Here is a 25,404-nt window from a genome sequence, read left to right on the forward strand (position 1 = left end):
ACAGTGAAACGGGAGCGGCCCAGCCGCTCCCGTTTTGCTTTTTAGCCCTGATCAAAATGCCTGAGCGCGGCTGACTTTTTGCCGATGTCCGCGTAAGGCAGCGCGGCGTTGTCGGCGTGGGTCAGCAATCGATGTTCGGGCAGTTTCAGGTGCGCCTTTTCGAACTCGGCGAACGCAGGGGCCGCCTTGGCGTAGTGGAAGTGGGCATACCACAACAGTTTGGGCGGTTGCGCGGTCACGTCCCATATTTCATATTCCTGCAGGTGATCGCTTCGCCCGTCATGACGTTTGCCCAGGTGTTTGATCGGGCTTGTCTTGCGTATTTCCACGGCGTTGTGACTGATCAGGTCATCCAGCATTCCATCGCTCGGTTGTTGGGTACGCAAGGATTGCCGGGTACGCATCTGGCGTCCGCTGGCAACGAGCTCGGTCGCCTTGTTGCGCAGTTGCTCGATGAGCGGGTGTTGCGGGGCAACCGCCTCGATGGCTATCGCGCGGTGGGTCAACTCGCCGGCTTCACTGGTCATCATGTGCTCCAGGTCCACTGGCAGCATGTCGTGCGCCGCATAAGATTGAATCCTGATCTTGTAAGCCTCCTGGGATTGCAGGCGGCTGCGAGCATCTTCGACCAACGCGCCAAGGTCCCGTTGAGGCGTATGGGTTGCTGGCTCGGGCGGGTTCAGCAGGCGAAACTTGCCGTTTGTACCTTGTTCCCACACTTCATCAAATCCGCCCTGTCCGGTCAGGGTGTATTGGCGCTTTTGCGTTGTCGGCTCCCAGCGCTCCACTCCGATCAGCAATTGATCGTCTTCGGTGGTGAACACTTTTTTGCTGCGCTTGCCGGCAACAGAGGCGGGCGCCTGTTGATCGATGCCCTTGCGTGCGCGCTCGGCCATTTTTTCGAGGCCCTCCAGCAGTGGCACCACGGCGTCCTGATGAAAGTGTTGCGGATAACTGGCGGTCCAGGCGTTCATCCCGCGGCGAAAGGCACCATAAAGATCGAGACATTCCTGCAAGATTTGATTGCGCTGGGCCTTGGTGGCGATGACTTCCGCCAGGCTGAACTGGGTGAACAAGGCCCGGTCGACTTTGACCCGCAGATTTTCTGTCTGGCCTTGCAGGTAGAACCAGGAGACGTCCCGTGAATGATCAAAGCGTTTGACGACTTCCAGCAGGTGACCGGTTCTCAAGTAGAGCAGGTTGGCTTCGTTGAGCCGCCCGCTCAGCATCATGACTTCGCCGGTAATTTGTGCCTTGTGGTTGCTGACTGAAATACGTTCGTACCAGAGGTTGAGATCGCGCATCCCGGCATCGATGTGATCCAGTTCGCGGATGAACTGCACGCGCAGTTTTCGGGTGTCTTCCAGAATCCGCACGCGTTCGCTGATCGCATCGCCCGGCAGTGCATCCAGTTGGGCGACCAGATCGTCGATCCGGTCCATCAACGGATCGGCCCGATGATTGGCCAGGAACACCCGTTGCCTGTACCGATCGGTGATCAGCAGGGCGTCATGGCTCTGCATGTCCTTGAGCACGCGCCGCTTGTTGCCATGGGTCAGGGGGAATAGCTCAGCCAGCGTTTCATAGTGTCGGCTGGCGAGTTCGATGTCGCCGATACACGCGGTTTCGGTGGCCGGTATCAATGCCGGACGCTGCTCAAGCGTGCTGGTGTTGTACGTTTTAATCAGGGCATTGGTGTGCTTGACCCGGGCGTCGAGTTGCGGGGCGAAATCGTCTGCCGCTTCGGTCAACGCGTTCTGACGGCGAAACGCCTGGTCGGCCCACCAACGCGGCAGGCGTTCGCGAATGGCCGCCGGCCAGATCGGGTCGAGCCGGTCCGCCAGGTGCCCGAGCAGATTGCCGCCGCCCAGCCCGCCCCCCTCGAACGTTACCCCATAGACACCGAAGTAAGTGTCCCAACACCCCACCTCATCCAGGCCAACCGGTTGCTTATAGGTTTTCTGGCGGGTGCCGGTCAGTCGCCAGTTTCGTGAGTCGGTGCTGCGTTCAACCTGAAAGATGCGCCCTTGGCGAACGATGAAATCGCCGTCCGCATGCCGGTAAATGTTGCGGTAGATCCCGTGGGTAGCCGGCAGCAGTCCGGCAAGGGAAATCGGCTGTTCATAATCGTAGCCGGCGAAGCGATTGAAGCCATGTCGCGCCTGGTGCTGTGACCTGGCTTGCAATGCACCGGCGTGGCGGCCTGATGCCTCCAACTGACGAAGGCGCGTCAGCGCGCGAGCGCTTTTGGCTGATTGGGGCCTTGCGGCAACCCCCGGAAGAATATCCAAGGCGGCATCGACCAGTGACAGCAGCACCGACTCAATCTCGGTCACACCATCACCCACGTCGCCGCGCAGCAGCGACGCGACAGCCCGGTTGGCACTGCTCCAGGCGTCGTAAAGGGCAATGGCCGAGCCGACAAAGGGCACCACGCCCAAGGCCATTCTCATGTAATTGAACGCCCTCGGACCGCTGAGAGCGTAGCGCTCCAGGTACAGGTCATCGTTGGAACGGGACGTTGCGCGATGGGTTTCGATCAGGCGCCCCATATGGGCATCGAGCAGATGGGCCGCCAGTGACGTGGTTTTTGGCCACGGCTCGCCGACCCCGATCATGGCGTCGAAATGTTTAAGCACGGCCTGATTGATGCGGCTGACATGGGCTGGCACCCGGCCTTGCAACGCTCGTCCTGCCAGGTAGTCGACCATTTCGCGACGCAGGCAAAGATTGAACAAGGCCCCGCGAGCCGCTTCCAGGTTGTCGTAGCGACGCAGGAACTGCCCATCGGGGCTATCCGGCAGATACAGCAGGGTCATCCGGCTGACTTGCTCTTCAATGAACGTCACCCCGGATAAGGTTGTGGGCCCCTCGTTGGGCGTGTCCTTGCCGCCAGCGCTCAGGTACGCCGGCCGGATCACGATGCGTTGGCCATCTACGTTCCAGGCGTCAGGGGTGTTGGCCTCAATGGCGATCTTCAGCACCTGCCATTCGACTTGATTGATCTGTTTTTGCAGACGCGCGCAGGTCCCCTGCAACGTCAGCATCAGGCGCCACGGATCGATCAGGCATTCGCGACGATGTGCCTGCACAAACACGGCCTCGCTGGCCGAGCCGGTGAAGGCATCGCGGATCAGTGTTTCGTAGGCCTGGGGCAGATCAAGTTCCGGCAAGACGTTGCGTAGCCAGGGCAAGGTGATGCCGCGTAGCAATGCCTGACGTTCGGCGGGGTCCGTTGCCGTAACGTCCACCCGCATAAAGCCCAGTCGCAGTGAAAGAGGCTCCAGTTGCATCGAGGGGGTGTTGTCGAGGTTCAGTTGCGCGAGTTCTTCGAGGGACATGTTGTTGCGGGTTTGACTGGGGACCGCGACGAGTTTTTGCGGGGTTCCCGGGGCGGCTCCTTGCGCCAGTTGTTTTTGCAGCGTCACCGAATCGGGCAGATCAAGTTGCACCTCAAAATGCCCCTTGAGCGCGAAGTCCTGGCGCAGGCGGGCCTGCACCTGCTGACGGGTGAAATCGTCACGCGGCGCCAAGGCGGTTTCCAGCTGTTGGTGACTGCGGCGCATCGCCAGGAGGTAAGCCTCGAACAGGGCCTTGAGTTCAACACGCTCGGACGCCGACAAGGTGGCGAGCCACTCGGGCAGCAGGGAGAAGAGCGCGCCACTGCGGCTTTGCTCCAACTGGTGCGAGAACGCCAGGCTTCGTGCGGCGTGCACCGGCACCTGCAAGGTGGCCAGCGTTTGTTTGCGCAGTTTTTCCAGTTCGTCTGCACGCAGTAGCGCCTGAGCGGCGTCGGGCGTGGACTGGCGGATGTGCGCTGCGCTGTCTTCGGAATGGCGGGTGAGTTGATCGAGGCTGTCATGCAGCGGGTCGGTTTCGATTTTTTTCAGTTGCAAGGCCAGCACCAGATCCCGGTCCTGAATCTTGAACACCTGCCGCTCCAGTTCGGTGCGATTGGCGAACTGTTGCAAGCCGCCACCACTGCCGGGCCAGTACAGTAAAAGGCTGTGGGATGAAGCGGCGTCGAGTGGCGCTCGGGTGATCACGAACGGTCCATTGAGCAACTGCGTCGTGACGTTGCCGGTTGGGTCGGTCATCGACAGTGTCAGGCTGGCGGCGATGATGCCGGTATCGCGATTGGCGGCGAGCGGTGTGTCCAGCACGGCCTGGAGCAGGCTGAATTCATCGCTGTCGAGTTGCTTGAGGGCCCGTTGAATGTCGGCCTCTGCGCGCAAGCCATCCTGGTGTGCCTGATAGAGCGCGCTGAACGCGCGGTTGATGGTCGTAAAGTCGAGGGTACGTGACCGGTAAAGCAGGGCGCGGGCGGCGGTGTCGGCGGTCTGCTCTGCCTGCTCCAACGCCTTCATTGCTGCCTCGAAGGGTCGTTGCCGGTCACTTTCAAACGCATCACCCAGCAGCGCTTCGAGGGCATCACGCTGCCGGTTCAACGCGGCTTGGCGCAGGGACCAGGGGATGTCGGCGAACAGGCTGCCAAACAGCGGCGGATCATCTTCGTCAACCACCGTCACTTCAACGTCCGGCGGCAGGGCGAAAATCACGGTGTTGGTGTGATGCGGGTGGAGCAGCAGTTCAGTAATGCCTGATATCAGCGGCTGAGCGTTGGCGGTGTATTCAAAGCGCACGTCATCCTCCGGCAGGCCTTGGGGGATGAGCGATTGCCCGGATAACCAGGCTTCCATGTCGCTGCGCTGAGGGAAGACTTGAATGGGAACGGGACGCTCGGGCAGGTACAGCCACTGTGCGATGGCAGGCCCATCCCCGACGCTGATGACCCAGGCAGCGGGGAATTTCAGGGTGCCGCTGTCGCTCAGAATCAACGTCAGCCGTTCACTCCGCACGGGTTGATTGTCCAGAAAAAGCCCTTCGGCAGGCGGATCGATGATCAATTGCAACGGCTTCAACTGTTCAGCACTCAGGGTTCTGCGGGCAAAGGCCACTTGAGCACAGGCCTCGAAATGGTTGCGATACAACTGCCCGGCCCACTCGCGTCGCGATAACGGCGTACCGGGGGCTCGGGTGCCCCAATAGGCATTCCAGCGTTCGTTGAGCGAGGGTTCGTTACGGTGTGCTCTGTGCGGCGCGGCGCTGAACAGCGCCTGCAAGGCCCGGCTGCTCTCGCGCCAGCGTGTCGTGGCGCTCAGCAGCAGGCTTTCATCGGGGTTGTTTTTCAGGGGGGGAAGGGCCGCCATCACGACCGGCGGGGAATCGGGCAAGGCGCTGAACACACGTTCTTTCATGACGACATAGCTCTGTGCAGGAGAGCGGCGTGTCCGCTCTGAGCGCGTCATTGAAGGCAATTTACGGCCCTGCGTGGCACTACATAGTTATCGTATCGACCATTGGGCGATATTCACGAAACTGTCACGCAACTGTGGCAGCGCGCTTGAACAAACTTCATCAGACTCGCGCTCTACTGGGGTTCTGCGTGTTGGTGTTTTTTCATGAGTGCGTCTTTTTTTTCTAAAGCCATTTTTCTGGCCGCGTTGCTATTTGGCCTGCCGTCGTTGGCGGCCTCTCGTTGTGATGTCAACGTTCCAACCGAACACGTCGATCTGGCGCAGGTGAGCCTGGCGTACCAGAGCATTGGCCGTGCGTCCGACCCGGCGCTGTTGCTGGTGATGGGCCTGGGTGGGCAATTGATTCACTGGCCGGACGAGGTGGTGGTTGCGCTGTGTCAGCAGGGCTTTCGGGTGATTCGTTACGACAACCGCGATGTTGGCCTCTCCACGTGGCGGCAGACCCCGGCCGAGGCCAACCTGACGTTTGAAGCGTTGCGCTACAAACTCGGCTTGCCGGTGTCGGCGCCGTACACCCTGACCGACATGGCCGACGATGCCTTTGGCCTGATGGACGCGCTGCACGTCGAGCAATTTCACGTATTGGGCGCGAGCATGGGCGGGATGATCGCCCAGCACATGGCGGCGATGGCGCCGCAGCGTGTGGAAAGCCTGACCTTGATCATGACCAGCTCCGGTGCCGAAGGCTTGCCGGCGCCGAGTGCGGCGCTGGTGCAATTGTTGTCGCGTCGTGGCGCGCCGAATCGCGAAGTGGCGCTGGAGCAACAAGCTGACTTGCTCGCGGCGTTGGGCAGCCCGTCGGTGACAGATGATCGGCAGGCCTTGTTGCAGCAGGCGGCGCAGTCCTATGACCGGGCGTTCAACCCGGAAGGTGTGAAGCGCCAGATCATGGCGATCCTCGCCGAGCGCAGTCGCGTGGACCTGCTCAATCAGCTACGCGTGCCGACGCTGGTGGTGCATGGCACGGCTGATCCGTTGTTGCCGGTGATGCACGGCGTGCATTTGGCGGCGCATATTCGCGGGAGTCAGTTGAAGTTGATTCCGGGGTTGGCGCATCGCTTCCAGGAAGCCTTTAAAGAGCCGTTGCTGGCGGCGGTGTTGCCGTACTTGCAAGAGCATCGCGAAGACACTTCGCATTGGGCGCAGATTGATCCGGTGCCTGCGCCGAATCTCTTGTAATCCCCCAAATCAAACTGTAGGAGCGGGCTTGCTCGCGAAAGCGTCGTGTCAGTCGACATCTACATTGACTGATACACCGCCTTCGCGGGCAAGCCCGCTCCTACAGTTCCGGATTTATGTGGGGACGACGTTATCCAGCATCCGGTTCACCGCGAGTTCGCCGAGCATGACGGACTGCTGAATGCCGAGCACGGTGTTGCGCTGGGTGCCGTCAACCGTTGCGGCGAAGTTGCTCAACATGACACTCGCTGACGCCAACGTCTCACAGGCGTTGACCAGCAAGGTTTCGTTGTCGGTGTCGGGGGCGACGAGGTAGATCGTGCTGGGTTTGCGGGGCGTGTCTTTGGGGATGACCGGTTTGAGGTAGTAGTCGAGGGCGCGGTCGGCGGCTTTGTTGAGCTTTTTGGACTCAGGGGGTTCGTAGGGGGAAACGTCGTCGGTTTCCGGTGGGTTTGGAGTAATTTTGAACATTGAGGGATTTACCTTTAGTAGGGCTACAACCTCTCTCGCTACTAAACGGTAGGGGTGGTAGCTGTGCGCAAGTTAGTAGACCGGTAACTCCCTCAAACCCGGCGCACCCGAGGGTGCCATGCACACAGCCACCATCAAGTGCAGGTGAAAACCTGACTGAATGACGCTTATGCATCCGTCTTGAGGGGTAATCCGGGCTACTAAACCCGATCACTGGAAATCAGTGACAGGAACCAAGTTACCGACGGGCCTCCAGGCGCACAAGCCGGCGGATTCTGACGTGGTTGTAGGCGACGGCGCAAGGCGCTGTAGCTTTCAGGAAGTAACCCTAAACAGAACTAAACACCCCCTAAAAACACCCCAAAAACCTGTAGGAGCCGGGCTTGCCCGCGATGGCGTCATTTCAGTCACAGCAGGTATCGACTGACACACCGCCATCGCGGGCAAGCCCGGCTCCCACAGGGATTGGGGGATGACTGCCAACGCGGGTCAGTCAGGTGTATCGTGCGAACTTTCCAGCGCCATTCAAGCCAGCGAGGTGTGCGATGAGTAACCCCCTGAAAATCGATTTCGTCAGCGACGTGTCCTGCCCCTGGTGCGTCGTCGGCTTGTACGGCCTGACCCAGGCCCTGGACTTGCTGGGCGATGAAGTCCAGGCCGAGATCCGTTTTCAGCCCTTCGAACTGAACCCGAAAATGGCCCCCGAAGGCCAGAACATCACCGAACACATCACCGAGAAATACGGCTCAACGCCTGAGCAATCGCAGAAAAACCGCGAGATGATCCGCGCCCGTGGTGCCGAGGTCGGGTTCGAATTTCGCACCAGTAAAGACAGCCGCATCTACAACACCTTTGATGCCCATCGCCTGTTGTATTGGGCGGGGCTGGAAGGCTTGCAGTTCAATCTCAAAGACGCCTTGTTCCGGGCGTACTTCACCGAGGGCGGCAACCCTTCCGATCACGCTCAACTGGCGCAGATCGCCGAAGGCGTGGGGCTCAATCGCCAGCGGGCAGAAGCGATTCTGGCGTCGGATGAATTTGCCAAAGAGGTGCGCGAGGAAGAGCAATTGTGGCTGTCGCGTGGCGTGAGTTCGGTGCCGACCGTGGTGTTCAACGGGCAGTACGCGGTGACTGGCGGGCAGCCGGTGGAGACGTTTGTCGGGGCGATTCGCCAGATCATGAGCGAGGCCAAGGGCGGCACCGTGAGTTGATCGTACGACGAGCGAGATTAATGTGGGAGCGGGTGGTGGTCAAGACTGGAGGCGAACCCAGACACTGACGAGCACGGTGGCCGCGATCAACCAGCCCACTGCCGCCACCGCCAGCGAAGCCTCCAGGCGCATCCGGTCGACCATCACGTACAACGTCGCCAGGTAAACAAAGTAGGGAATGATCGACCACATGCCAAACACGATGGTGGTCTTCAAGTCCTCGATTGAGCGCCCCTTGCCGACGATGAAATGCGCGATCAGCGCAAAGGTCGGAAACAACGGCACCAGGCCTGCGATGTAATAGTTTTTGGTCTTGGCCAATGCCGCCAGAATCAGCACCACTGCCGCGCCCAAAGCGGCTTTTAGAATCAGATCCATCAGTGGCTCAGCCCGTACTTTTTGACTTTGTCGAACAGGGTGGTCTTGGCCATTCCCAGTTCCAGGCTGGCCTGGGTCAGGTTGCCGCCGCTGCGCTGCAAGGCGTCGCTGAGCAGGTTGCGTTCGAAGGCCTCGACCGCTTCGGCAAAGGCCAACCCTTGATTGTTGCCACTGGCGCCGGACTTCTTGAAGGCGGGCAGGCCGAGGGCGAAGCGTTCGGCGACGTTGCGCAACTCGCGCACGTTGCCGGGCCAGTCGTGGCTCATCAGGTTCGACACGGTCTGGTTATCCAGCTCCGGGGCGATGCGGTCGAAACGCAGGGACGACTGCTGCAAAAAATGTTCGAACAATTGCAGGATGTCTTCGCGACGTTCGCGCAGCGGCGGTAATTCCAGCGTCACGACATTCAAGCGGTAATACAGGTCGCTGCGGAATTCGCCGGCCTTGCTCGACTGGACCAGGTCGGACTTGGTCGCCGCGATCACCCGGCAATCCACCGCCACGCTCTGGTTCGAACCGAGGCGTTCGAGGGTGCGTTCCTGCAATACCCGCAGCAATTTGATTTGCAGCGGCAACGGCATGCTTTCCACTTCATCGAGGAACAGCGTGCCGCCATCGGCGTGTTCGATCTTGCCGATGCGCCGCTTGCCGGCGCCGGTGAAAGCGTTGGCCTCGTGACCGAAGATTTCGCTTTCGAACAGGTTTTCCGGCAAGCCGCCACAGTTCAGCGCGACGAATTGTTTGGTGTGGCGGCGACTGAAGTCATGCAGGCAGCGCGCGACCAGTTCTTTACCGGTGCCGGTCTCGCCTTCGATCAACACGTTGGCCGAGGTGTCGGCGACGTTGGCGATCAGCTCACGCAGGTTCTGCATGGCGGGCGAGCGGCCAATGATCCGGCCTTCGAGGGAGTCGCGCTCCGCCAGTTGTCGACGCAACGAAGTGACTTCACGGGCGAGGCTGCGTTGTTCCAGGGCCCGACGTGCAACGTCCACCAGGCGTTCGGGAGAGAAGGGTTTCTCCATGAAGTCATAGGCGCCTTTTTGCATCGCGCCGACGGCCATGGAAATGTCGCCGTGGCCGGTGATCAACACCACCGGCAGGCTGCGATCACGGGCCTTGAGCCGGTTCAGCAGTTCCAGGCCATCGATGCCGGGCAGGCGAATGTCACTGATGACGATGCCGGCAAAGTTGTCGCCGACGCGTTCCAGTGCTTCCTCGGCGCTGCCCACGCCCACGCAGGGAATGTCTTCCAGGGTCAGCGCCTGTTGGCAGCCGAGCAGCACATGGGGGTCGTCTTCGACGATCAGCACGCTAAGGTCGTTGTTCATATTGGCTCGGCGGAAGTAGGGCTTACCAACGGTAAACTGAGGACAAAAGAGGTACCACCGCTGGCCGGGTGTTCGACACCCAGTTGCCCGCCGGTGGCTGCGGCCAGGCTGGCGGACAGGGTCAGGCCAAGGCCCAGGCCTTGTTCACCGGGTTTGGTGGTGAAGAACGGCTCGAACAGATGCTTGCGCGCTTCGGCATCAATGCCGTGGCCGTTGTCGCGCACACGAAGGCGATACTTGCCGTCGAACACGTCGCCTTCCAGCCACAGTTCCGGCACCGGTTGAGCCTGCATGGCATCAAGGGCGTTACCGATCAGGTTGACCAGAATCTGTTCGAGGCGGGTCTGGTCGATTTGCACCTGCACGTCGCTGAAGTCGCGATGCAATTGCAGGTGCGCGCTTTCCACCCGACCGCCGAGCAGTTGCAAGGCAGCGTCAATGGCTTTGCCAAGGCTTGCCTGACCTTTGTCGTCACCGCGACGCGCGAAGGAGCGCAGGCTGGCGGTGATCCGGCCCATGCGGTCGATCAGTTCATTGATGGTCTTGAGGTTGGTGCTGGCGACATCCAGCTGACCGCGCTCCAGAAAGCGCACGGTGTTGCCGGACAAGGTCCGCAGCGCGGCCAATGGCTGGTTCAATTCGTGGGCGATACTGGTCGACATCTGGCCGATGGCCGCGAGTTTACCGGCCTGTACCAGTTCATCCTGAGCCCGGCGCAGCGTCTCTTCGGCGTGCCGGCGCTCACGAATCTGGCCCTTGAGCCGTTCGTTGCTGGCGCGCAGGTCGGTGGTGCGTTCGGTAATCCGACGCTCCAGTTGATTGTTGGCTTCCTGCAAGGCTTCCCGGGCCGCGAGGCGGGTGGCAATCACTTTGCGTCGCTCGTTCCAGGCGATCAACAGGAACGCCACGAGGGCGAAGGCCACCGCCACCAGAATCCCCTGATTGATCGCTTCGCGGCGCAAATCCTGAAGCGGCGTGAGCAGGGTGAAGTTCCACGGCGTGTCGCTCAAGGGCCGGGTCTGAGCCAGGTAGCTGATGTTTTCTTCGTCGGACGCCACTTCGCTGTTGGCGGGGAAGGTCAGTTTTTCCACGCCTTCGGCCAGGGTTTCACGGGCCAGCGGTTGCAGTTCGTTCAATGGGAACCAGTAGTACTGGAGACTGCGGGCGAGTTTTTCCTTGGTCTCATCGCTCAACGGCACCACCGACTTCAGTCGTCGTGCCGGATCGCTGGACAGGATGATGATGCCGTTTTCGTCGCTGACGAAGGCTTCGAGGCGCGCCCGTTGCCAGCGTTCTTCCATGGCTTCGAGACGGACCTTGACCACCGCGACGCCGATGATCTTGCCGTGTTCTTCCAGGCCATGGGCCAGGTAATAGCCGGGTTCGCCGTTGGTGCTGCCGATGCCATAGAAGCGCCCCGGCTGACCGCGCACGGCATTCTGGAAATAGGCACGGAAGGACAGGTCTTCGCCCAGGTAACTGTCGACATCGCGCCAGTTACTGGTGGCCATGACGCGGCCAGTGGTGTCCATCACATAGATAGCCCGACTGCGGCTGCGCCGGTTCAGGCCTTCGAGGTATTCATTAACCGTTTGCCGATGTTCTGGCGTCGGGTCGGCCAGCAGCGTGGGTACGCTGGTTTCGAGTTCCAGCAGGCTGGGCAGGTAGGTGTATTTGCTGATTTCACTCTCGACGGCGCGGGCGTGCAGTTCGAGCTGACGCTGGCCGTTCTCGCTGAGGCTGCGAATGCCATAGTGTTCACTGATCCAGAAGCCGGCAAAACCCAATCCGATCATCAGGGCGATGATCAGCGGCGGCAGGAATAAATGGCGAACCAGACGGGGTTTCACGGCAAGTGATGGCGGCGCGGCGCGATAGAGAGTGGGGTCGCATTTCATCACAGATGCCTTGGGTCAACCACAACACAAATCTTCGGATCATCACCTGCCCCTGTAGGAGCACGGCTTGCCGGTGATGACATCCACCATGACGCCATCGCCGGCAAGCCGTGTTCCTACAGGAGAGCGGTGTTTTTCTTAGTGCTGCAGAATCTTGTTGAGGAAGTGCTGTGTCCGTTCGGCGCGGGCGCTGATGTCACCGAAGAACTCTTCTTTCTGGCAGTCTTCGATGATTTTGCCGGCGTCCATGAAGATCACCCGGTCCGCCACTTTACGGGCGAAGCCCATTTCGTGGGTCACGCACATCATGGTCATGCCTTCGTGGGCCAGTTGCACCATCACGTCGAGCACTTCGTTGACCATTTCCGGGTCCAGCGCCGAAGTCGGTTCATCGAACAGCATGACGATCGGGTCCATCGCCAGTGCACGGGCAATCGCCACGCGCTGCTGCTGACCACCGGACAGTTGGCCCGGATGTTTGTGGGCGTGAGCCGACAGGCCTACGCGCTCAAGCAGTTGCAGGCCCTTCTTGGTAGCCTCTTCCTTGCTGCGGCCCAACACCTTGATCTGCGCGATGGTCAGGTTTTCGGTGATGGTCAGGTGCGGGAACAGCTCGAAATGCTGGAACACCATGCCCACGCGCGAACGCAGTTTCGGCAGGTTGGTCTTCGGGTCGGCGATGGACGTGCCATCGACCACGATGTCGCCTTTCTGGAACGGCTCCAGGGCGTTGACGCATTTGATCAGGGTCGATTTGCCGGAACCGGATGGCCCGCACACTACGATCACTTCGCCTTTTTTGACCTCGGTGCTGCAATCAGTCAGTACCTGGAAGTCCCCATACCACTTGTTGATGCTTTTGATAGAGATCATACGGCGAACCTTTTTTGCAGACGCTTGACCAGCTGCGAGGCGGCAAAGCTGATGATGAAGTACACGAGACCCGCGAAAATCAGGAACTCATTGGAGCGGCCAATAATGTCGCCACTGGCGCGCGAAGCATTGAGGAAGTCCACCAGGCCGACGGCGTAGACCAGCGAGGTGTCCTGAAACAGGATGATGCTCTGCTGCAGCAACAGCGGGGTCATCTTGCGGAACGCTTGCGGCAGGATGATCAAGCGCATCATCTGGCCGTACGACATGCCCAGGGCTTGGGCGGCGCCCATCTGACCTTTGGGAATCGATTGCACACCGGCCCGGACGATTTCGCAGAAGTACGCGGCTTCAAACATCATGAAGGCCACGATGCACGAGGCGAATGCGCCGATCGGGGTGTCTTCGCCGGTGATCCAGCGCAGTACGAACGGCACCGCCAGGTAGAACCAGGTGATGACCAGCAGCAGCGGGATCGAGCGGAAATAGTTAACGTAGGCGCCGGCAAGGTTCGACAGCAGTTTGCTGTGGGACAGACGGCACAGCGCCAGGATGGTGCCGAGGACAATGCCGCCGACCACGCCCATGACCATCAGCTTGAGGGTCATGACCATGCCGTTCCACAAACCCGGCAGGGACGGGATGATGCCCGAGAAGTCGAATTCCATCATTTACCCCCTACGGAGATCAGGCCCGGTACGGCGACTTTCTTCTCTACCATGCGCATCAGCAACATCAGGCTCATGTTCAGGGTGAAGTAGATCAGCGTTGCCAGGGTGAACGCTTCGAACAGGTTCGCGGAGAACTCGGCGGTCTGTTTGGTTTGCGCGAGCAATTCCATCAGGCCGATCAGCGAGGCCACGGACGTGTTCTTGAACACGTTGAGGAATTCCGAGGTAAGCGGCGGAATGATGATCCGGTAGGCCTGGGGCAGCAGCACGTTCCAGTAGATCTGTGGCAGCTTGAAGCCCATGGCACGAGCCGCGGATTCCTGGCCTTTTGGCAGGGCCTGGATGCCGGTGCGCACTTGTTCGCAAACGCGAGCGGTGGTGAACAGGCCCAGGCAGACGACGACGCTGAGGAACGCCGAAGTGGTCGGGTTGAGGTCCTGCTTGTACCACTCTTGCAGGTCGGCAGGCAGCAGATCGGGCACCAGGAAGTACCAGATGAACAGCTGAACCAGCAGCGGCACGTTACGGAAGAGTTCGACGTAGCAGGTCGCGATGCCCGATACGATGCGATTCGGCACGGTGCGCATGACGCCCAGGATCGAGCCCAGCGTCAGGGCAATGATCCAGGCCACGATGGCGATGGCAATGGTCCAGCCCAAACCGGCGATGTACCAGTCGAGATAAGTCTCGCTGCCAACGCCGGTGGACTTGAAGAACACGCCCCAGTCCCAGTTGTAATTCATTAGGGTCTCCCCTCAGATCGATCGATGTACAAGTGCCCGCCTGGGGAAGCTCCGTTCCCGCCCGAACCTTGAAGTTCAGGCACACACGAGCGGCTCGACAGCCACCGGTTCGAGTGTTTCCAAAAATGCCAGCAGGGAGTGACAAACTCCTGGGAGGGCCGTGACCCTCTCAGGAGATAAGGTTAGTCAGAAAATCAGGACTTCTTGTCGGCAGCCGCTTTATCGGTCGGACTGGCGATCAGGGCCTTGAGCTCGTTGCTCATCGGGAAGTTCAGGTTCAGGCCTTTTGGCGGGATTGGCTGCATGAACCATTTGTCGTAGATCTTGTTGATCTCGCCCGAGGCGTAGGTGGCCTTGATGGCGTCATCCACAGCCTTTTTGAACGGCTCGTCGCCTTTGCGCATCATGCAGCCGTAGATTTCATAGGACTGCGGAGTGCCGGTCACGGCCCAGTCATCAGCCTTCTTGGCTTTGGCGGCTTCACCGGCCAGCAGGGCGTCGTCCATCATGAACGCAACGGCACGACCCGATTCCAGCATCTGGAAGGATTCGCCGTGGTCTTTGGCGGAGATGACGTTCATGCCCATCTGCTTGTCGGCGTTCATCGACTTGAGGATGCGCTCGGACGTGGTGCCGGCGGTGGTCACGACGTTCTTGCCTTTGAGGTCGTCGAAGTCTTTGTAAGCCGAACCTTTCTTGGACAGCAGGCGGGTACCGATTTCGAAGATGCCGACGGAGAAGTCAACTTGCTGCTGACGTTCCACGTTGTTGGTGGTGGAGCCGCACTCGACGTCCACGGTGCCGTTTTGCACCAGCGGGATACGGGTTTGCGAAGTCACGAGGTTGTATTTGACCTCGAGGTTGGGCATGTCCAGGTCTTTCTTGATGGCTTCGACGATTTTCAGCTGGATATCGTGGGAGTAGCCAACCGGTTTGCCGGAAGCGTCGGCAATGTAGGAGAACGGAATGGAGGCATCGCGATGCCCGAGGGTGATCACGCCGGACTCTTTGATCTTCTTCAGGGTGCCGGTGAGTTCGGCGGCGAAAACTGGAGTGCTGATCAGAGCGGCAGCAATGGCTGCGCCCAGGATATGGGGAACGATGCGCATCAAATTTTCCTCGACATTGTTTTTTTTATGGAGCCAGTTCATCGGCCCTTTTGTGCTTCGAATGCTTGCTGGCCCCGGAAAGGGATGTGGCAGGTGTTCGTCCAAGAGTGTAGAGCATGACTCGTGCCAGGCCAGGAGCCTCACATCAAATCATTGATTTATAAGGATATTAAATATTTGTGGCGGGTTTTTTTGCGAGGAATAATCCGGTTATCCGAATCGACCAATAGGTCGCGTTCGGAAAACCGAATGGCCTGCCCCGCACATAACCCTGTGGGAGCCGGGCTTGCCCGCGATGAGGCCAGCACAGCCACTATTAATGTTGGCTGTTCCACCGCCATCGCGGGCAAGCCCGGCTCCCACAGGGATTGGTGGTGTCTGGGGGAATGTAAAAAGCCCCTGAGTCGTGAGACTCAGGGGCTTTAGTTTGTCTGCAATTCGATCAGGCCGCTTCGATCTTGCTGCGATTCTGTTCAACCTTGCTCAGGTAATCCGCCAGCTTCTGCTGTTCGGCCTCAGTGGTGAACAGCCCGAGTTTGCTGCGACGCCACAAAATGTCGTGCGCGGTGGTTGCCCACTCATCTGAGCACAGGTAATCGATTTCGCGGGTGTAGAGCCCGCCGCCGATGTGTTCACCCATGTCACCGAGGTTCTGCACGCCTTCGAGCATGCGCCAGGTGCGGCTGCCATAAGTGGTGGCCCAACGGCGTGAGATTTCGCTCGGCACCCAGTCGAATTTGTCGCGGATCAGCGAGCTCAATGCTTGCGGGGTGGTCATGTCTTCACCGCCCGGCAGCGGGGCACTGGCGGTCCAGCTTGGCTTGATGTGCGTGAAGTAAGGCGCCAGTTGCGCCAGCGCCGATTCGGCCAGCTTGCGGTACGTGGTCAGCTTGCCGCCGAACACCGACAGTAGCGGTGCTTCTTCGCCGGTGCCCGACAACGCCAGGGTGTAGTCGCGGGTGACGGCCGACGGATTATCGGACTCGTCGTTGCACAGCGGCCGAACGCCAGAATAGCTGTGCAGGATGTCGTCGCGGCTGATTTGCTTCTTGAAGTGGGCATTGACCACTTGGAGCAAATAATCGGTTTCGCCTTCGGTGATCGCCACTTTGGCTGGATCGCCGGTGTACTCACGGTCGGTCGTGCCGATCAGGGTGAAGTGGTTCAGGTACGGAATGGTGAAGACGATGCGCTGATCTTCGTTTTGCAGAATGTGCGCGTGTTCGCCTTCGTACAGTTTCGGCACGATCAGGTGGCTGCCCTGAATCAGGCGGATGCCGTAGGGCGATTCCATCTTCAGGTCGTCACGAATGAACTTGGCCACCCATGGGCCGGCCGCGTTCACCAATGCCTTGGCGCGGATCGAAAACAGGCTGCCATCGGCGCGTTCCAGGTGCAGGTGCCACAAGCCCTTGGTGCGACGCGCGCTGACGCAGCGAGTCTGGGTGTGAACGTGGGCGCCTTTTTCGCGAGCGGCCATGGCGTTCAGGACCACGAGGCGGGCGTCGTCAACCCAACAGTCGGAGTATTCGAAGCCTTTGGTGATTTCACTTTTCAGCGCGCTGTCCGGGCCGAACTTCAGGCTTTTGGAGCCTGCCAGTTGTTCCCGTTTGCCGAGGTTGTCATAGAGAAACAGGCCGGCGCGGATCATCCAGGCCGGACGCAGGTGCGGGCGGTGTGGCAGGACGAAACGCATCTGTTTGACGATATGCGGCGCCTTGGCCAACAACACTTCACGCTCGGCCAGGGCCTCACGCACCAGGCGGAATTCGTAATGTTCGAGGTAGCGCAAACCACCGTGGATCAGCTTGCTGCTGGCCGAAGAGGTGTGGCTGGCCAGGTCATCCTTTTCACAAAGGAACACTGAAAGACCGCGGCCGGCGGCATCCGCTGCGATCCCCACGCCATTGATCCCGCCACCGATGACGGCAATGTCGTAGACCTCTGCGAGAGGGGGCGTAGGCAAGGTGGAAGTGGGCATCGGCTGGCCTCGGTGCTTATTTTATGTATTTGAATTCGAACATTAATGTTCATTTGCGAAAATGGTAGCCCATAAAGAGGCGCGCAGCCAGTTAACTTCGATTGAAAAAACTCATCGAAGGGCGGCTAAAGGAAAATTTACGAACACTAGAAGAATAAAGAGAGGGGGGCGCAGCGATATTTGTAGGAGCACGGCTTGCCGGCGATGACGTACTTGAGGCCGCCATCGCCGGCAAGCCGTGCTCCTACGGGTTGTCTAACCGCCTTCGCGGTTAAACGACTTCCAGGCGAATCTTGTGCTGACTCAGCAACTGCGCCAGCGCGGGCACCGGCGGCTGATCGGTCACCAGGCAATCGATCAGGCTGATCGGCCCCAGGCGAATCATGGCGTTGCGCCCGAATTTGCTGGAGTCCGCCGCGAGGATCACCTGGCGCGCATTGGCGATGATCGCCTGCGACACCCGCACTTCCTGATAGTCGAAGTCCAGCAGGCTGCCGTCTTCATCAATACCGCTGATGCCCACCAGCGCGAAGTCGACCTTGAACTGGTTGATAAAGTCGACGCTCGCCTGACCGACCACACCGCCGTCGCGCCGCACATTGCCGCCCGTCAGCAGAACGTCGAAGTCGTCCTTGGCGCTGAGCATCGAGGCCACATGCAGGTTGTTGGTAATGATCTTCAGGTGATTGTGGTTGAGCAGCGCCCGGGCAATCGATTCGGTGGTGGTACCGATATTGATGAACAGCGAGGCGTGATCGGGGATCTGGGCGGCAATGGCTTCGCCGATGCGTTGCTTTTCATCGCGCATCTGATCGGCGCGCATGGCGTAGGCGGTGTTTTCGACGCTGGAGTCGTAAGCAGCGCCGCCATGGTAGCGACGCAATAAATTAGCTTCCGCGAGCTGATTGATATCGCGGCGGATGGTCTGCGGTGTAACGACGAACAGCGTAGCCATTTCCTCGATACTGACGTAGCCGCGTTCGCGGACCAGTTCGAGGATTTGCTGCTGACGGGGAGGCAGATTCATGGGGCTTCCTTTGGGCTGCCGTGCAAAATTTGCCCATGATGCCGCAGGAATCCGCTCCCGACCAGTTTCCAGTATTGGTCAGCCCTCAGACTGGCTTATTCAGCGTCCTCACGATCCCAGTCACGGGTCCGGCTAACCGCTTTTTTCCAGCCTTTGTAGAGTTTTTCCTTCGAGGCTTCGTCCAGGCTCGGTTCGAATTCGCGCTCGATCACTGCCTTGCCACGCAGTTCTTCCAGGCTGCCCCAGAAGCCGCACGCCAGGCCGGCCAGGTAAGCGGCGCCGAGTGCGGTGGTTTCGCGCATTTGCGGACGCTCGACCTTTGTACCGAGGATGTCGGCCTGGAACTGCATCAGGAAGTTGTTCGCCACCGCACCGCCGTCCACGCGCAGGGATTTGAGGCGTTCGCCGGAATCCTGTTGCATGGCGTCGAGCACGTCGCGGGTCTGGTAGGCAATCGATTCCAGTGCGGCACGAATGATGTGATCCACGCGTACGCCACGGGTCAGGCCGAACAGTGCGCCACGGGCATACGGGTCCCAGTAGGGCGCGCCCAGGCCGGTGAAGGCCGGCACCAGGTAGACACCGTTGCTGTCCTTCACTTTATTGGCGAAGTATTCGGTGTCGTGGGCGTCGTTGATGATCTTCAGTTCGTCACGCAGCCATTGAACGGTCGAACCACCGTTGAACACCGCGCCTTCCAGCGCATACGCGACTTCGCCGCGCGGGCCGCACGCGATGGTGGTGAGCATGCCGTGCTTGGACTTCACGGCTTTGTCGCCGGTGTTCATCAGCAGGAAGCAACCGGTGCCGTAGGTGTTTTTTGCCTGACCGGGCTCGACGCACATTTGACCGAACAGCGCGGCTTGCTGGTCGCCGGCGATGCCGCCGATGGCGATGCCGCTCTTGGTATGGCCATAGATTTCCGAAGAGGCTTTCACTTGCGGAAGCATTTCCCGCGGGATGTCGAGGATCTCCAGCATCTTCGCGTCCCACTCAAGCGAGTGGATGTTGAAGAGCATGGTGCGCGAGGCGTTGGTGTAGTCGGTGACGTGGACTTTGCCGCCGGTGAATTTCCAGATCAGCCAGCTGTCGACGGTGCCGAACAGCAGTTCGCCGTTGCGCGCACGTTCGCGGCTGCCTTCGACGTTGTCGAGGATCCACTTGAGCTTGGTGCCGGAGAAGTACGGGTCGGTGACCAGGCCCGTGGTGTCGCTGATGTATTGCTCGTGACCGTCGCGCTTGAGCTGTTCGCAAATCTCGGTGCTGCGTCGGCATTGCCAGACGATCGCGTTGTAGATCGGGCGGCCGGTGGTCTTGTCCCAGACGACGGTGGTTTCGCGTTGGTTGGTGATGCCGATGGCGGCCACCTGGTCGTGATGCAGGCCGGCTTGCGCCAGGGCCTCGACCATCACGGCGCTTTGAGTGGCGAAAATTTCCATCGGGTCATGTTCAACCCAGCCGGCTTGCGGGTAATGCTGCGCGAATTCGCGCTGGGCGGTGCAGACCACGTTGGCGTCGCGGTCGAAAATGATCGCGCGCGAGCTGGTCGTACCCTGGTCGAGGGCAATGATGTAGTTCTTATTCTGAGTGTCGGTCATGTCGATTGCCTTGGACGAAGTAAGGGGTGAGATCAGGCGCGCAACCACAATGGGCAGAATCACGCGCCTACGGTATCAAGAAGTTCTTGGTTTGCCGTCAATGGCCGGTGTTGCGTCCTTTGTAGCAGGTGTGGCGCCGGGCAGATGACGGGCAATCAGCCCGCGATAAGCGGCAGCACCGAGGCAGGCACCGACAATCGGTGCAAAAACAGGAATCAGGAAGTACGGGATATCACGCCCGCCAGTGAAGGAAATTTCACCCCAGCCAGCGAAGAAAGTCATCAGTTTAGGACCGAAGTCCCGTGCCGGGTTCATCGCGAAACCGGTCAGCGGGCCCATCGAGCTGCCGATCACCGCAATCAGCAGGCCGATCAGCAGCGGCGCCAGCGGTCCCTTTGGCAGACCGTTGTTGTCATCGGTCAGGGACATGATCACGCCCATCAGGATCGCGGTGATGATCACTTCCACCAGGAACGCCTGGGCCGTGGTCAGGGCCGGGTTGGGGAAGGTCGAGAACACCGACGCCAACTCCAGGCTGGCCTGAGTGCCGCGAACCATATGGTGAGTTTGTTCGAAATCGAAGAACAGATTGCTGTACAGCGTGTAAACCAACAGCGCGCCGCAGAAGGCGCCTGCCACTTGGGCCAGAATGTAAAACGGCAATTTGCGCTTTTCGAAGTCAGTGAAAATGCTCAGGGCAATACTGACAGCAGGGTTGAGGTGCGCACCGGAAACTCCGGCGGTCATGTAAATCGCCATGCTGACGCCGACGCCCCAGATGATGCTGATTTCCCACAAGCCAAAGCTGGCGCCCGCGACCTTGAGCGCGGCAACACAACCGGTACCAAAAAAGATAAGCAGTGCAGTCCCCAGGAACTCGGCCATGCATTGGCTCGAGAGCGACGGTTGTTGTAAAGCAGTTGTCATTGAAAACCTCAATTGTTTTTGTTGTCTGGCGCTTTTCTCATCATGGTCCAAGCGCGATTTTCACCAAGGCAGGATCCCCATCCGGGTCTTGGTTTACTGCGGGGTGCTGCTGTAAGACTTTTCGTGCGTATTCATATTCGAAAAAATATAGACAAGAAACACTGCTGTCAAAGGTCGAAAGTGAACCATCGGTCATTATTCAACTATTAGTCACGTGAATGATCGTGTTGTTCACGCGCCCCGTCTTGCCCTGACGGACGGTAAAAGGCGCCGCCAGCCCCTGAAAACAGGGGCGTAATAGAGCGTTTTGCAGGTCAATGACCTAGAATCGAGCGCAGGATTTTTCTACTGCTGCCCAGTCTGGAGCTGTCATGACCCCCGCATTGGATTTGTTGAAAAAAGTTCGGGCCGAACATCGTGTGCACAGTTACGAACATGATCCAAAAGCTGCGTCCTATGGATTGGAGGCCGCCGAGAAGCTCGGGCTCGACCCGGCGCAAGTGTTCAAGACCTTGCTGGCGGCCAGTGAAAAAGGTGAGTTGCTGGTGGCGGTGGTGCCGGTCGTCGGGAGTCTGGATTTGAAGCATCTGGCCCACGCGGCGGGTGTGAAGAAAGTCGAGATGGCCGACCCTGCGGCTGCGCAACGAGCGACGGGGTATCTGTTGGGCGGAATCAGTCCGTTGGGGCAGAAGAAGCGTTTGCGCACGTTTATCGACAGTTCGGCTCAGCCACTGGCGAGCATTTTTGTCAGTGCCGGGCGTCGCGGTCTGGAAGTTGAATTGGCACCGGCAGTGCTGGCCGAACACACTCAAGCGACGTTTGCCGATATCGGGCGCGTTTGAGGCCGGCAGTGGGTGCTGCGCTGTATGGCAAAAATCAGGCGGCTCTGTCACTGGTGCCGGTTTGCCGGGCGCTGCATGCTCGGCGGCCATACAAGGAGAGACAGTCATGCAGCTTGAGTTTCATCAAGTCGATGCGTTCAGTGATCGACCATTCAGTGGCAACCCGGCGATGGTGTATCGGCTGGATACCTGGCTCGCCGACGAACTGATGCAGAAAATCGCCGCCGAACACAATCTCGCCGAAACCGCCTTCGTGGTGCGTGAAGGACAGCATTGGCATATCCGCTGGTTTACCCCGACGACTGAAGTGCCACTGTGTGGGCATGCGACGCTGGCCAGCGCCTATGTGTTGTTTGAGGTCTATAAAGAGCCGGCCGAGCGTCTGGACTTCATTTGCAAGTCCGGCCCGTTGAGCGTGAGTCGCGATGGCGAGCGCTTGTGGTTGGACTTCCCGGCGATCACGCCCTCAGAAGTGGGTGTCACCCTGGACGTCGAGCGCGCGTTGGGTGTGGCTGCGGTCGATGTGCTGGGTTCCAATGAGCTGTTTGTGGTGCTGGAGTCCGAACAGGCTGTACTGGATTGCCAGCCGGACATGGTCGCCTTGGCGACGCTGCCGTGGCCCGGGGCGATTGTGACCGCCAAAGGCAACAAGCATGATTTTGTCTCCCGCTATTTCGCGCCAGCGATTGGCATCAACGAAGACCCGGTGACTGGCTCGACCCATTGCAGCCTGATTCCGTATTGGTCGAAACGGCTGGGTAAAACGAGCCTGACCGCGTATCAGTGTTCGAAACGAGGTGGGGAGTTGTTCTGTCGGTTGGAAGGGGAGCGAGTGAAGATTGGCGGGAATGCGACGCTGGTTGCCAGCGGCACGCTGAGATTGGCCTAACGCTGATCTTTGTAGGAGCAAAGCTTGCTCGCGATGAACGATGACGCGGTGCGTCAGCTAAACCGCAGCGATGCTATCGCGAGCAAGCTTTGCTCCTACAGAAGCGGGGGAGTCAGTTGGTGGTGCTGTAGCGGCGCACGCCTGATTCAACGGCAGGAATCTGCGCGGCTGTACTGCCCGCCGCCTGAAACAACACCAGATGCTCAGCTGCAACACGAATGCCGACATCAGCGCCGACCTGACGATCGACATGGCTGGGGAATATCGATTCCAGCTGCGCCCCGGTCGGCATCTGCAACCGATACAGCGTCGACGCACCCTGGAACGACTTGCCAACAATGCGTGCTTTCAACGAACTGTCCGGCGCGTAGACGATATCGTCCGGACGCAGCAGTACGTCTACCGCGCCGCCCATCGGCCAGGTGTAGGCCCGATTGCCGCGTAGCTCACCCAACTCGGTCTGTACCGATTCCGGGCTGCTGAGTTGGCCACGGATGAAGTAACCCTGGCCAATAAAACTGGCCACGAACGGTGTTTGCGGTTCGTGATAAAGGTTGTAGGGCGTATCCCATTGTTCCAGGCGCCCTTCCTTGAACACGCCGATATGATCGCTCACGGCGAACGCTTCTTCCTGATCGTGGGTCACCAGAATCGCGCTGGTGCCACGCGCCTTGAGAATGTCGCGCACCTCATGGCTGAGCTTGCGGCGCAGCTCGCCATCGAGGTTGGAAAACGGTTCGTCGAGCAGTAGCAGTTGTGGTTCTGGCGCCAGTGCGCGGGCCAGGGCAACTCGTTGTTGCTGACCGCCGGAAAGCTCGTGCGGGAAACGCTTGCCGAGGTTTTTCAGGTTGACCAGTTCGAGCAGTTCTTCGGTGACACGATCCTTTTGCGGGTGCTTGCGGATCCCGAAGGCGATGTTCTCGGCGACGCTCAAATGCGGAAACAGCGCGTAGTCCTGGAACACCATGCCGATCCGGCGTTTCTCTGGGGCGAGGGTGAAACCGGCGCGGGAGATCGTCTCGCCGGCCAGGGTAATTTCACCTTCATGCACCGGTTCAAACCCGGCAATCGCCCGCAGGGTGGTGGTCTTGCCGCACCCCGAGGAGCCGAGCAGGCAGCCGATGTCGCCGGCGTTGAGGTGCAGATTGAGGTTCTGCACCACACGTTGATCTTGGTAGCCGCAAGCGAGGTTGCGCAGGTTCAGCAGTAATTCATGGCTCATGCGTGGTGATATGCCGGTTCGACGAGGAACTCAAGCAGGGCCTTCTGTGCGTGGAGACGGTTTTCTGCTTGATCCCAGGCGACGGAGCGCGGGTCATCCAGCAGGTCGAGACTGATTTCTTCGCCGCGGTGGGCCGGCAGGCAATGCATGAACAGCACATCGTCTGCGGCCAGGTCCAGCAGGGCGCGATTGACCTGGTAGGGCGCGAACAGCTTCAAACGCTTGGCGGTTTCTTCTTCCTGGCCCATGGAGGTCCAGACGTCGGTGCTCACCAGGTGGGCGCCGCGCACGGCGTCCTTTGGATCGCGGACGATCGTCACGCGATCACCGGCCCTGGCCACGAATTCGCGGTTGGGTTCATACCCTTCAGGGCAGGCAATGCGCAGCTGGAAGTCGAACTGGATCGCCGCTTCTATATAGCTGTTGCACATGTTGTTGCCGTCGCCGATCCAGGCCACGGTCTTGCCCTGGATCGAGCCGCGATGTTCGAGGAAGGTTTGCATGTCGGCCAGCAACTGGCACGGGTGCAAGTCATCGGACAGGCCATTGATCACCGGTACGCGGGAGTTGGCGGCGAATTCGGTCAGGGTGCTGTGAGCAAAGGTTCGGATCATCACTGCGTCGAGCATGCTCGACATGACGATCGCGCAGTCACCGATCGGCTCGCCACGGCCCAGTTGGGTGTCGCGCGGCGAAAGGAAGATCGCCTGGCCACCGAGCTGAATCATGCCGGCTTCGAACGAGATCCGGGTGCGGGTCGAGGACTTCTCGAAAATCATCCCCAGGACGCGGTTTTTCAAAGGCTCGAACAGTACGCCGCGGTTACGCAGGTCCTTGAGCTCAACGCCTCGACGGATCACGCTGACCAGCTCTTCGGGCGTGCAATCCATCAGGGAGAGAAAGTGCCTTGCGCTCATCATTGACTACCTTTTTGCTACAAACCGCAGATGCTCAAAGCCTTGTTTAACGGAACAACGGGCGAGACCTGCGGCGTAAGCCGCACGGGGCGACGAAATAGGGGAAGGCGCGATCTTATAATTAAATGTCGCGTCTTACCAATAGGGCTACGGTTTTTATGGGATTTCATAGAGGCTACAGGCTGATCGCCATAGCGCTTTTGAAGCCTTTTTCCTGACAGCAGCCGCTCATTTGTACACCGGGGCTGCGGGGCTTTGCAATCAAGCGGGGCGGGGATGGTGCTGCGGCGGTCGGTTTCTGACCTGACATTCGCAGTAATTGATGGCACTGTGCCTTCACTGAAACACTTGCTAATGCAAAGTGCTGGGTTATAAATAAGTCACGAGCGACGCAGGAAGCATTCGAAATGGAATCGAAAGAACAGCAGTTGATGGAATTACTCGGCCTCACCGCCCGCTCACTGACTCACCTGACCGCGTCCATGACGTCCATGTCTTTCGAACTGTTGCGCAGCGAAGACGAAGTCACGCGGGCCGCCGGACGACGGATGATCGACCGCATGGCAACCATCAGCTCGGGGCTCGATGAACATTGGCGACTGATTGGCGAGCTCACGGGCGTCTATGTCTCCCAGGAACAGATTGAAACCCTTCAGGAAATCCAGCTGCAGCCCCCGCCCAGGCTGCCGTCGAGTTAATCAGCAGCAGTCATCGGCTGGCCTGATAGTCGGCGATTCACAAGACGAACGTCGCTGGCGCAGTCGCGGGTCTGGCGCCATAGTTTTGTTCCCGCGGCCGCTATTGCCCGCCCAGAACAAGACA

At 59.5% G+C, this 25,404-nt stretch carries 20 protein-coding genes; 5 read left to right on the top strand and 15 right to left on the bottom strand.

The features are described 5' to 3' along the window. Positions 1–41 precede the first annotated feature (41 nt). Positions 42–5,258 carry a dermonecrotic toxin domain-containing protein gene (locus tag BMS17_RS17790; RefSeq protein ID WP_077431337.1) on the bottom strand — a complete coding sequence of 1,739 codons (5,217 nt, stop codon included), beginning with the start codon at positions 5,256–5,258 and terminating at the stop codon, positions 42–44. 204 nt (positions 5,259–5,462) lie between these two features. Here BMS17_RS17790 and BMS17_RS17795 point away from each other — a divergent pair, with 204 nt between their 5' ends. Next, a complete protein-coding gene (locus BMS17_RS17795; protein ID WP_077431338.1) occupies positions 5,463–6,497 on the top strand; it encodes an alpha/beta fold hydrolase in 1,035 nt (344 codons plus the stop codon). A 114-nt stretch (positions 6,498–6,611) separates the two neighbouring features. On the opposite strand, the gene BMS17_RS17800 is transcribed toward BMS17_RS17795, so the two are convergent. Beyond that, entirely contained in the window at positions 6,612–6,968 is a 357-nt protein-coding gene (locus BMS17_RS17800) for a DUF6124 family protein (RefSeq protein ID WP_077431339.1), read from the bottom strand. Between the two features lie 545 nt (positions 6,969–7,513). Here BMS17_RS17800 and BMS17_RS17805 point away from each other — a divergent pair. Next, the gene (locus tag BMS17_RS17805) at positions 7,514–8,179 is read left to right on the top strand and encodes a DsbA family oxidoreductase (RefSeq protein WP_077431340.1); all 666 of its coding nucleotides are present in this window, start codon (positions 7,514–7,516) and stop codon (positions 8,177–8,179) included. A 39-nt stretch (positions 8,180–8,218) separates the two neighbouring features. Here BMS17_RS17805 and BMS17_RS17810 read toward each other — a convergent pair whose 3' ends face one another. The 11 genes from BMS17_RS17810 to BMS17_RS17860 form a co-directional block, all read right to left on the bottom strand. Then, positions 8,219–8,548: a GlpM family protein gene (locus BMS17_RS17810; RefSeq protein WP_175649040.1), complete on the bottom strand. Its 330-nt coding sequence runs from the start codon at positions 8,546–8,548 to the stop codon at positions 8,219–8,221. Between the two features lie 8 nt (positions 8,549–8,556). Continuing rightward, on the bottom strand, positions 8,557–9,885 hold the full coding sequence (locus BMS17_RS17815) for a sigma-54 dependent transcriptional regulator (RefSeq protein ID WP_077431341.1): 1,329 nt from the start codon (positions 9,883–9,885) through the stop codon (positions 8,557–8,559). Beyond that, complete coding sequence (locus tag BMS17_RS17820; protein ID WP_077431342.1) at positions 9,882–11,783, bottom strand: sensor histidine kinase; 1,902 nt, start codon at positions 11,781–11,783, stop codon at positions 9,882–9,884. The genes BMS17_RS17815 and BMS17_RS17820 overlap by 4 nt, the downstream gene beginning before the upstream one ends. 138 nt (positions 11,784–11,921) lie before the next feature. Beyond that, a complete protein-coding gene (locus BMS17_RS17825) occupies positions 11,922–12,656 on the bottom strand; it encodes an amino acid ABC transporter ATP-binding protein (RefSeq protein ID WP_046026553.1) in 735 nt (244 codons plus the stop codon). Then, positions 12,653–13,324 carry an amino acid ABC transporter permease gene (locus BMS17_RS17830; protein ID WP_046026552.1) on the bottom strand — a complete coding sequence of 224 codons (672 nt, stop codon included), beginning with the start codon at positions 13,322–13,324 and terminating at the stop codon, positions 12,653–12,655. The genes BMS17_RS17825 and BMS17_RS17830 overlap by 4 nt, the downstream gene beginning before the upstream one ends. Continuing rightward, positions 13,324–14,070, bottom strand: coding sequence for an amino acid ABC transporter permease (locus BMS17_RS17835; RefSeq protein WP_046026551.1), 747 nt, complete (start codon positions 14,068–14,070; stop codon positions 13,324–13,326). The genes BMS17_RS17830 and BMS17_RS17835 overlap by 1 nt, the downstream gene beginning before the upstream one ends. Before the next feature lie 194 nt (positions 14,071–14,264). After that, positions 14,265–15,179, bottom strand: a complete 915-nt coding sequence (locus tag BMS17_RS17840; protein ID WP_046026732.1) for a glutamate/aspartate ABC transporter substrate-binding protein — start codon at positions 15,177–15,179, stop codon at positions 14,265–14,267. Positions 15,180–15,621: 442 nt separating this feature from the next. Then, positions 15,622–17,160 (bottom strand): glycerol-3-phosphate dehydrogenase, encoded by a 1,539-nt coding sequence (gene glpD / locus BMS17_RS17845; RefSeq protein WP_046026550.1) that lies wholly within the window; start codon positions 17,158–17,160, stop codon positions 15,622–15,624. Positions 17,161–17,431: 271 nt separating this feature from the next. After that, positions 17,432–18,187 (bottom strand): DeoR family transcriptional regulator, encoded by a 756-nt coding sequence (locus BMS17_RS17850; RefSeq protein WP_007943555.1) that lies wholly within the window; start codon positions 18,185–18,187, stop codon positions 17,432–17,434. A 95-nt stretch (positions 18,188–18,282) separates the two neighbouring features. Beyond that, a complete protein-coding gene (gene glpK / locus BMS17_RS17855) occupies positions 18,283–19,785 on the bottom strand; it encodes a glycerol kinase GlpK (RefSeq protein ID WP_046026549.1) in 1,503 nt (500 codons plus the stop codon). Between the two features lie 75 nt (positions 19,786–19,860). Further along, positions 19,861–20,712, bottom strand: coding sequence for an MIP/aquaporin family protein (locus tag BMS17_RS17860; protein ID WP_046026548.1), 852 nt, complete (start codon positions 20,710–20,712; stop codon positions 19,861–19,863). A 371-nt stretch (positions 20,713–21,083) separates the two neighbouring features. Here BMS17_RS17860 and ybaK point away from each other — a divergent pair, with 371 nt between their 5' ends. Then, entirely contained in the window at positions 21,084–21,554 is a 471-nt protein-coding gene (gene ybaK / locus BMS17_RS17865; RefSeq protein ID WP_046026546.1) for a Cys-tRNA(Pro) deacylase, read from the top strand. A gap of 106 nt (positions 21,555–21,660) precedes the next feature. Next, positions 21,661–22,443 carry a PhzF family phenazine biosynthesis protein gene (locus BMS17_RS17870; RefSeq protein ID WP_077431343.1) on the top strand — a complete coding sequence of 261 codons (783 nt, stop codon included), beginning with the start codon at positions 21,661–21,663 and terminating at the stop codon, positions 22,441–22,443. 112 nt (positions 22,444–22,555) lie between these two features. On the opposite strand, the gene BMS17_RS17875 is transcribed toward BMS17_RS17870, so the two are convergent. After that, positions 22,556–23,665 (bottom strand): ABC transporter ATP-binding protein, encoded by a 1,110-nt coding sequence (locus BMS17_RS17875; RefSeq protein WP_046026542.1) that lies wholly within the window; start codon positions 23,663–23,665, stop codon positions 22,556–22,558. After that, positions 23,662–24,582, bottom strand: coding sequence for an ornithine carbamoyltransferase (gene argF / locus BMS17_RS17880; protein WP_046026541.1), 921 nt, complete (start codon positions 24,580–24,582; stop codon positions 23,662–23,664). The genes BMS17_RS17875 and argF overlap by 4 nt, the downstream gene beginning before the upstream one ends. A 407-nt stretch (positions 24,583–24,989) precedes the next feature. Here argF and BMS17_RS17885 point away from each other — a divergent pair, with 407 nt between their 5' ends. Further along, complete coding sequence (locus BMS17_RS17885) at positions 24,990–25,280, top strand: hypothetical protein (RefSeq protein WP_046026488.1); 291 nt, start codon at positions 24,990–24,992, stop codon at positions 25,278–25,280. Positions 25,281–25,404 lie beyond the last annotated feature (124 nt).

This window comes from Pseudomonas sp. C9, from assembly GCF_002000165.1.
In the GTDB taxonomy this organism is placed as follows: Bacteria; Pseudomonadota; Gammaproteobacteria; order Pseudomonadales; family Pseudomonadaceae; genus Aquipseudomonas.

Bases quoted from the DNA above. Each gene is read 5' to 3' on its own strand.
- BMS17_RS17790 (WP_077431337.1), bottom strand. From the start codon at position 5,258: ATGAAAGAACGTGTGTTCAGCGCCTTGCCCGATTCCCCGCCGGTCGTG.
- BMS17_RS17795 (WP_077431338.1), top strand. From the start codon at position 5,463: ATGAGTGCGTCTTTTTTTTCTAAAGCCATTTTTCTGGCCGCGTTGCTA.
- BMS17_RS17800 (WP_077431339.1), bottom strand. From the start codon at position 6,968: ATGTTCAAAATTACTCCAAACCCACCGGAAACCGACGACGTTTCCCCC.
- BMS17_RS17805 (WP_077431340.1), top strand. From the start codon at position 7,514: ATGAGTAACCCCCTGAAAATCGATTTCGTCAGCGACGTGTCCTGCCCC.
- BMS17_RS17815 (WP_077431341.1), bottom strand. From the start codon at position 9,885: ATGAACAACGACCTTAGCGTGCTGATCGTCGAAGACGACCCCCATGTG.
- BMS17_RS17820 (WP_077431342.1), bottom strand. From the start codon at position 11,783: ATGAAATGCGACCCCACTCTCTATCGCGCCGCGCCGCCATCACTTGCC.
- BMS17_RS17825 (WP_046026553.1), bottom strand. From the start codon at position 12,656: ATGATCTCTATCAAAAGCATCAACAAGTGGTATGGGGACTTCCAGGTA.
- BMS17_RS17830 (WP_046026552.1), bottom strand. From the start codon at position 13,324: ATGGAATTCGACTTCTCGGGCATCATCCCGTCCCTGCCGGGTTTGTGG.
- BMS17_RS17835 (WP_046026551.1), bottom strand. From the start codon at position 14,070: ATGAATTACAACTGGGACTGGGGCGTGTTCTTCAAGTCCACCGGCGTT.
- BMS17_RS17840 (WP_046026732.1), bottom strand. From the start codon at position 15,179: ATGCGCATCGTTCCCCATATCCTGGGCGCAGCCATTGCTGCCGCTCTG.
- glpD (WP_046026550.1), bottom strand. From the start codon at position 17,160: ATGCCCACTTCCACCTTGCCTACGCCCCCTCTCGCAGAGGTCTACGAC.
- BMS17_RS17850 (WP_007943555.1), bottom strand. From the start codon at position 18,187: ATGAATCTGCCTCCCCGTCAGCAGCAAATCCTCGAACTGGTCCGCGAA.
- glpK (WP_046026549.1), bottom strand. From the start codon at position 19,785: ATGACCGACACTCAGAATAAGAACTACATCATTGCCCTCGACCAGGGT.
- BMS17_RS17860 (WP_046026548.1), bottom strand. From the start codon at position 20,712: ATGACAACTGCTTTACAACAACCGTCGCTCTCGAGCCAATGCATGGCC.
- ybaK (WP_046026546.1), top strand. From the start codon at position 21,084: ATGACCCCCGCATTGGATTTGTTGAAAAAAGTTCGGGCCGAACATCGT.
- BMS17_RS17870 (WP_077431343.1), top strand. From the start codon at position 21,661: ATGCAGCTTGAGTTTCATCAAGTCGATGCGTTCAGTGATCGACCATTC.
- BMS17_RS17875 (WP_046026542.1), bottom strand. From the start codon at position 23,665: ATGAGCCATGAATTACTGCTGAACCTGCGCAACCTCGCTTGCGGCTAC.
- argF (WP_046026541.1), bottom strand. From the start codon at position 24,582: ATGAGCGCAAGGCACTTTCTCTCCCTGATGGATTGCACGCCCGAAGAG.
- BMS17_RS17885 (WP_046026488.1), top strand. From the start codon at position 24,990: ATGGAATCGAAAGAACAGCAGTTGATGGAATTACTCGGCCTCACCGCC.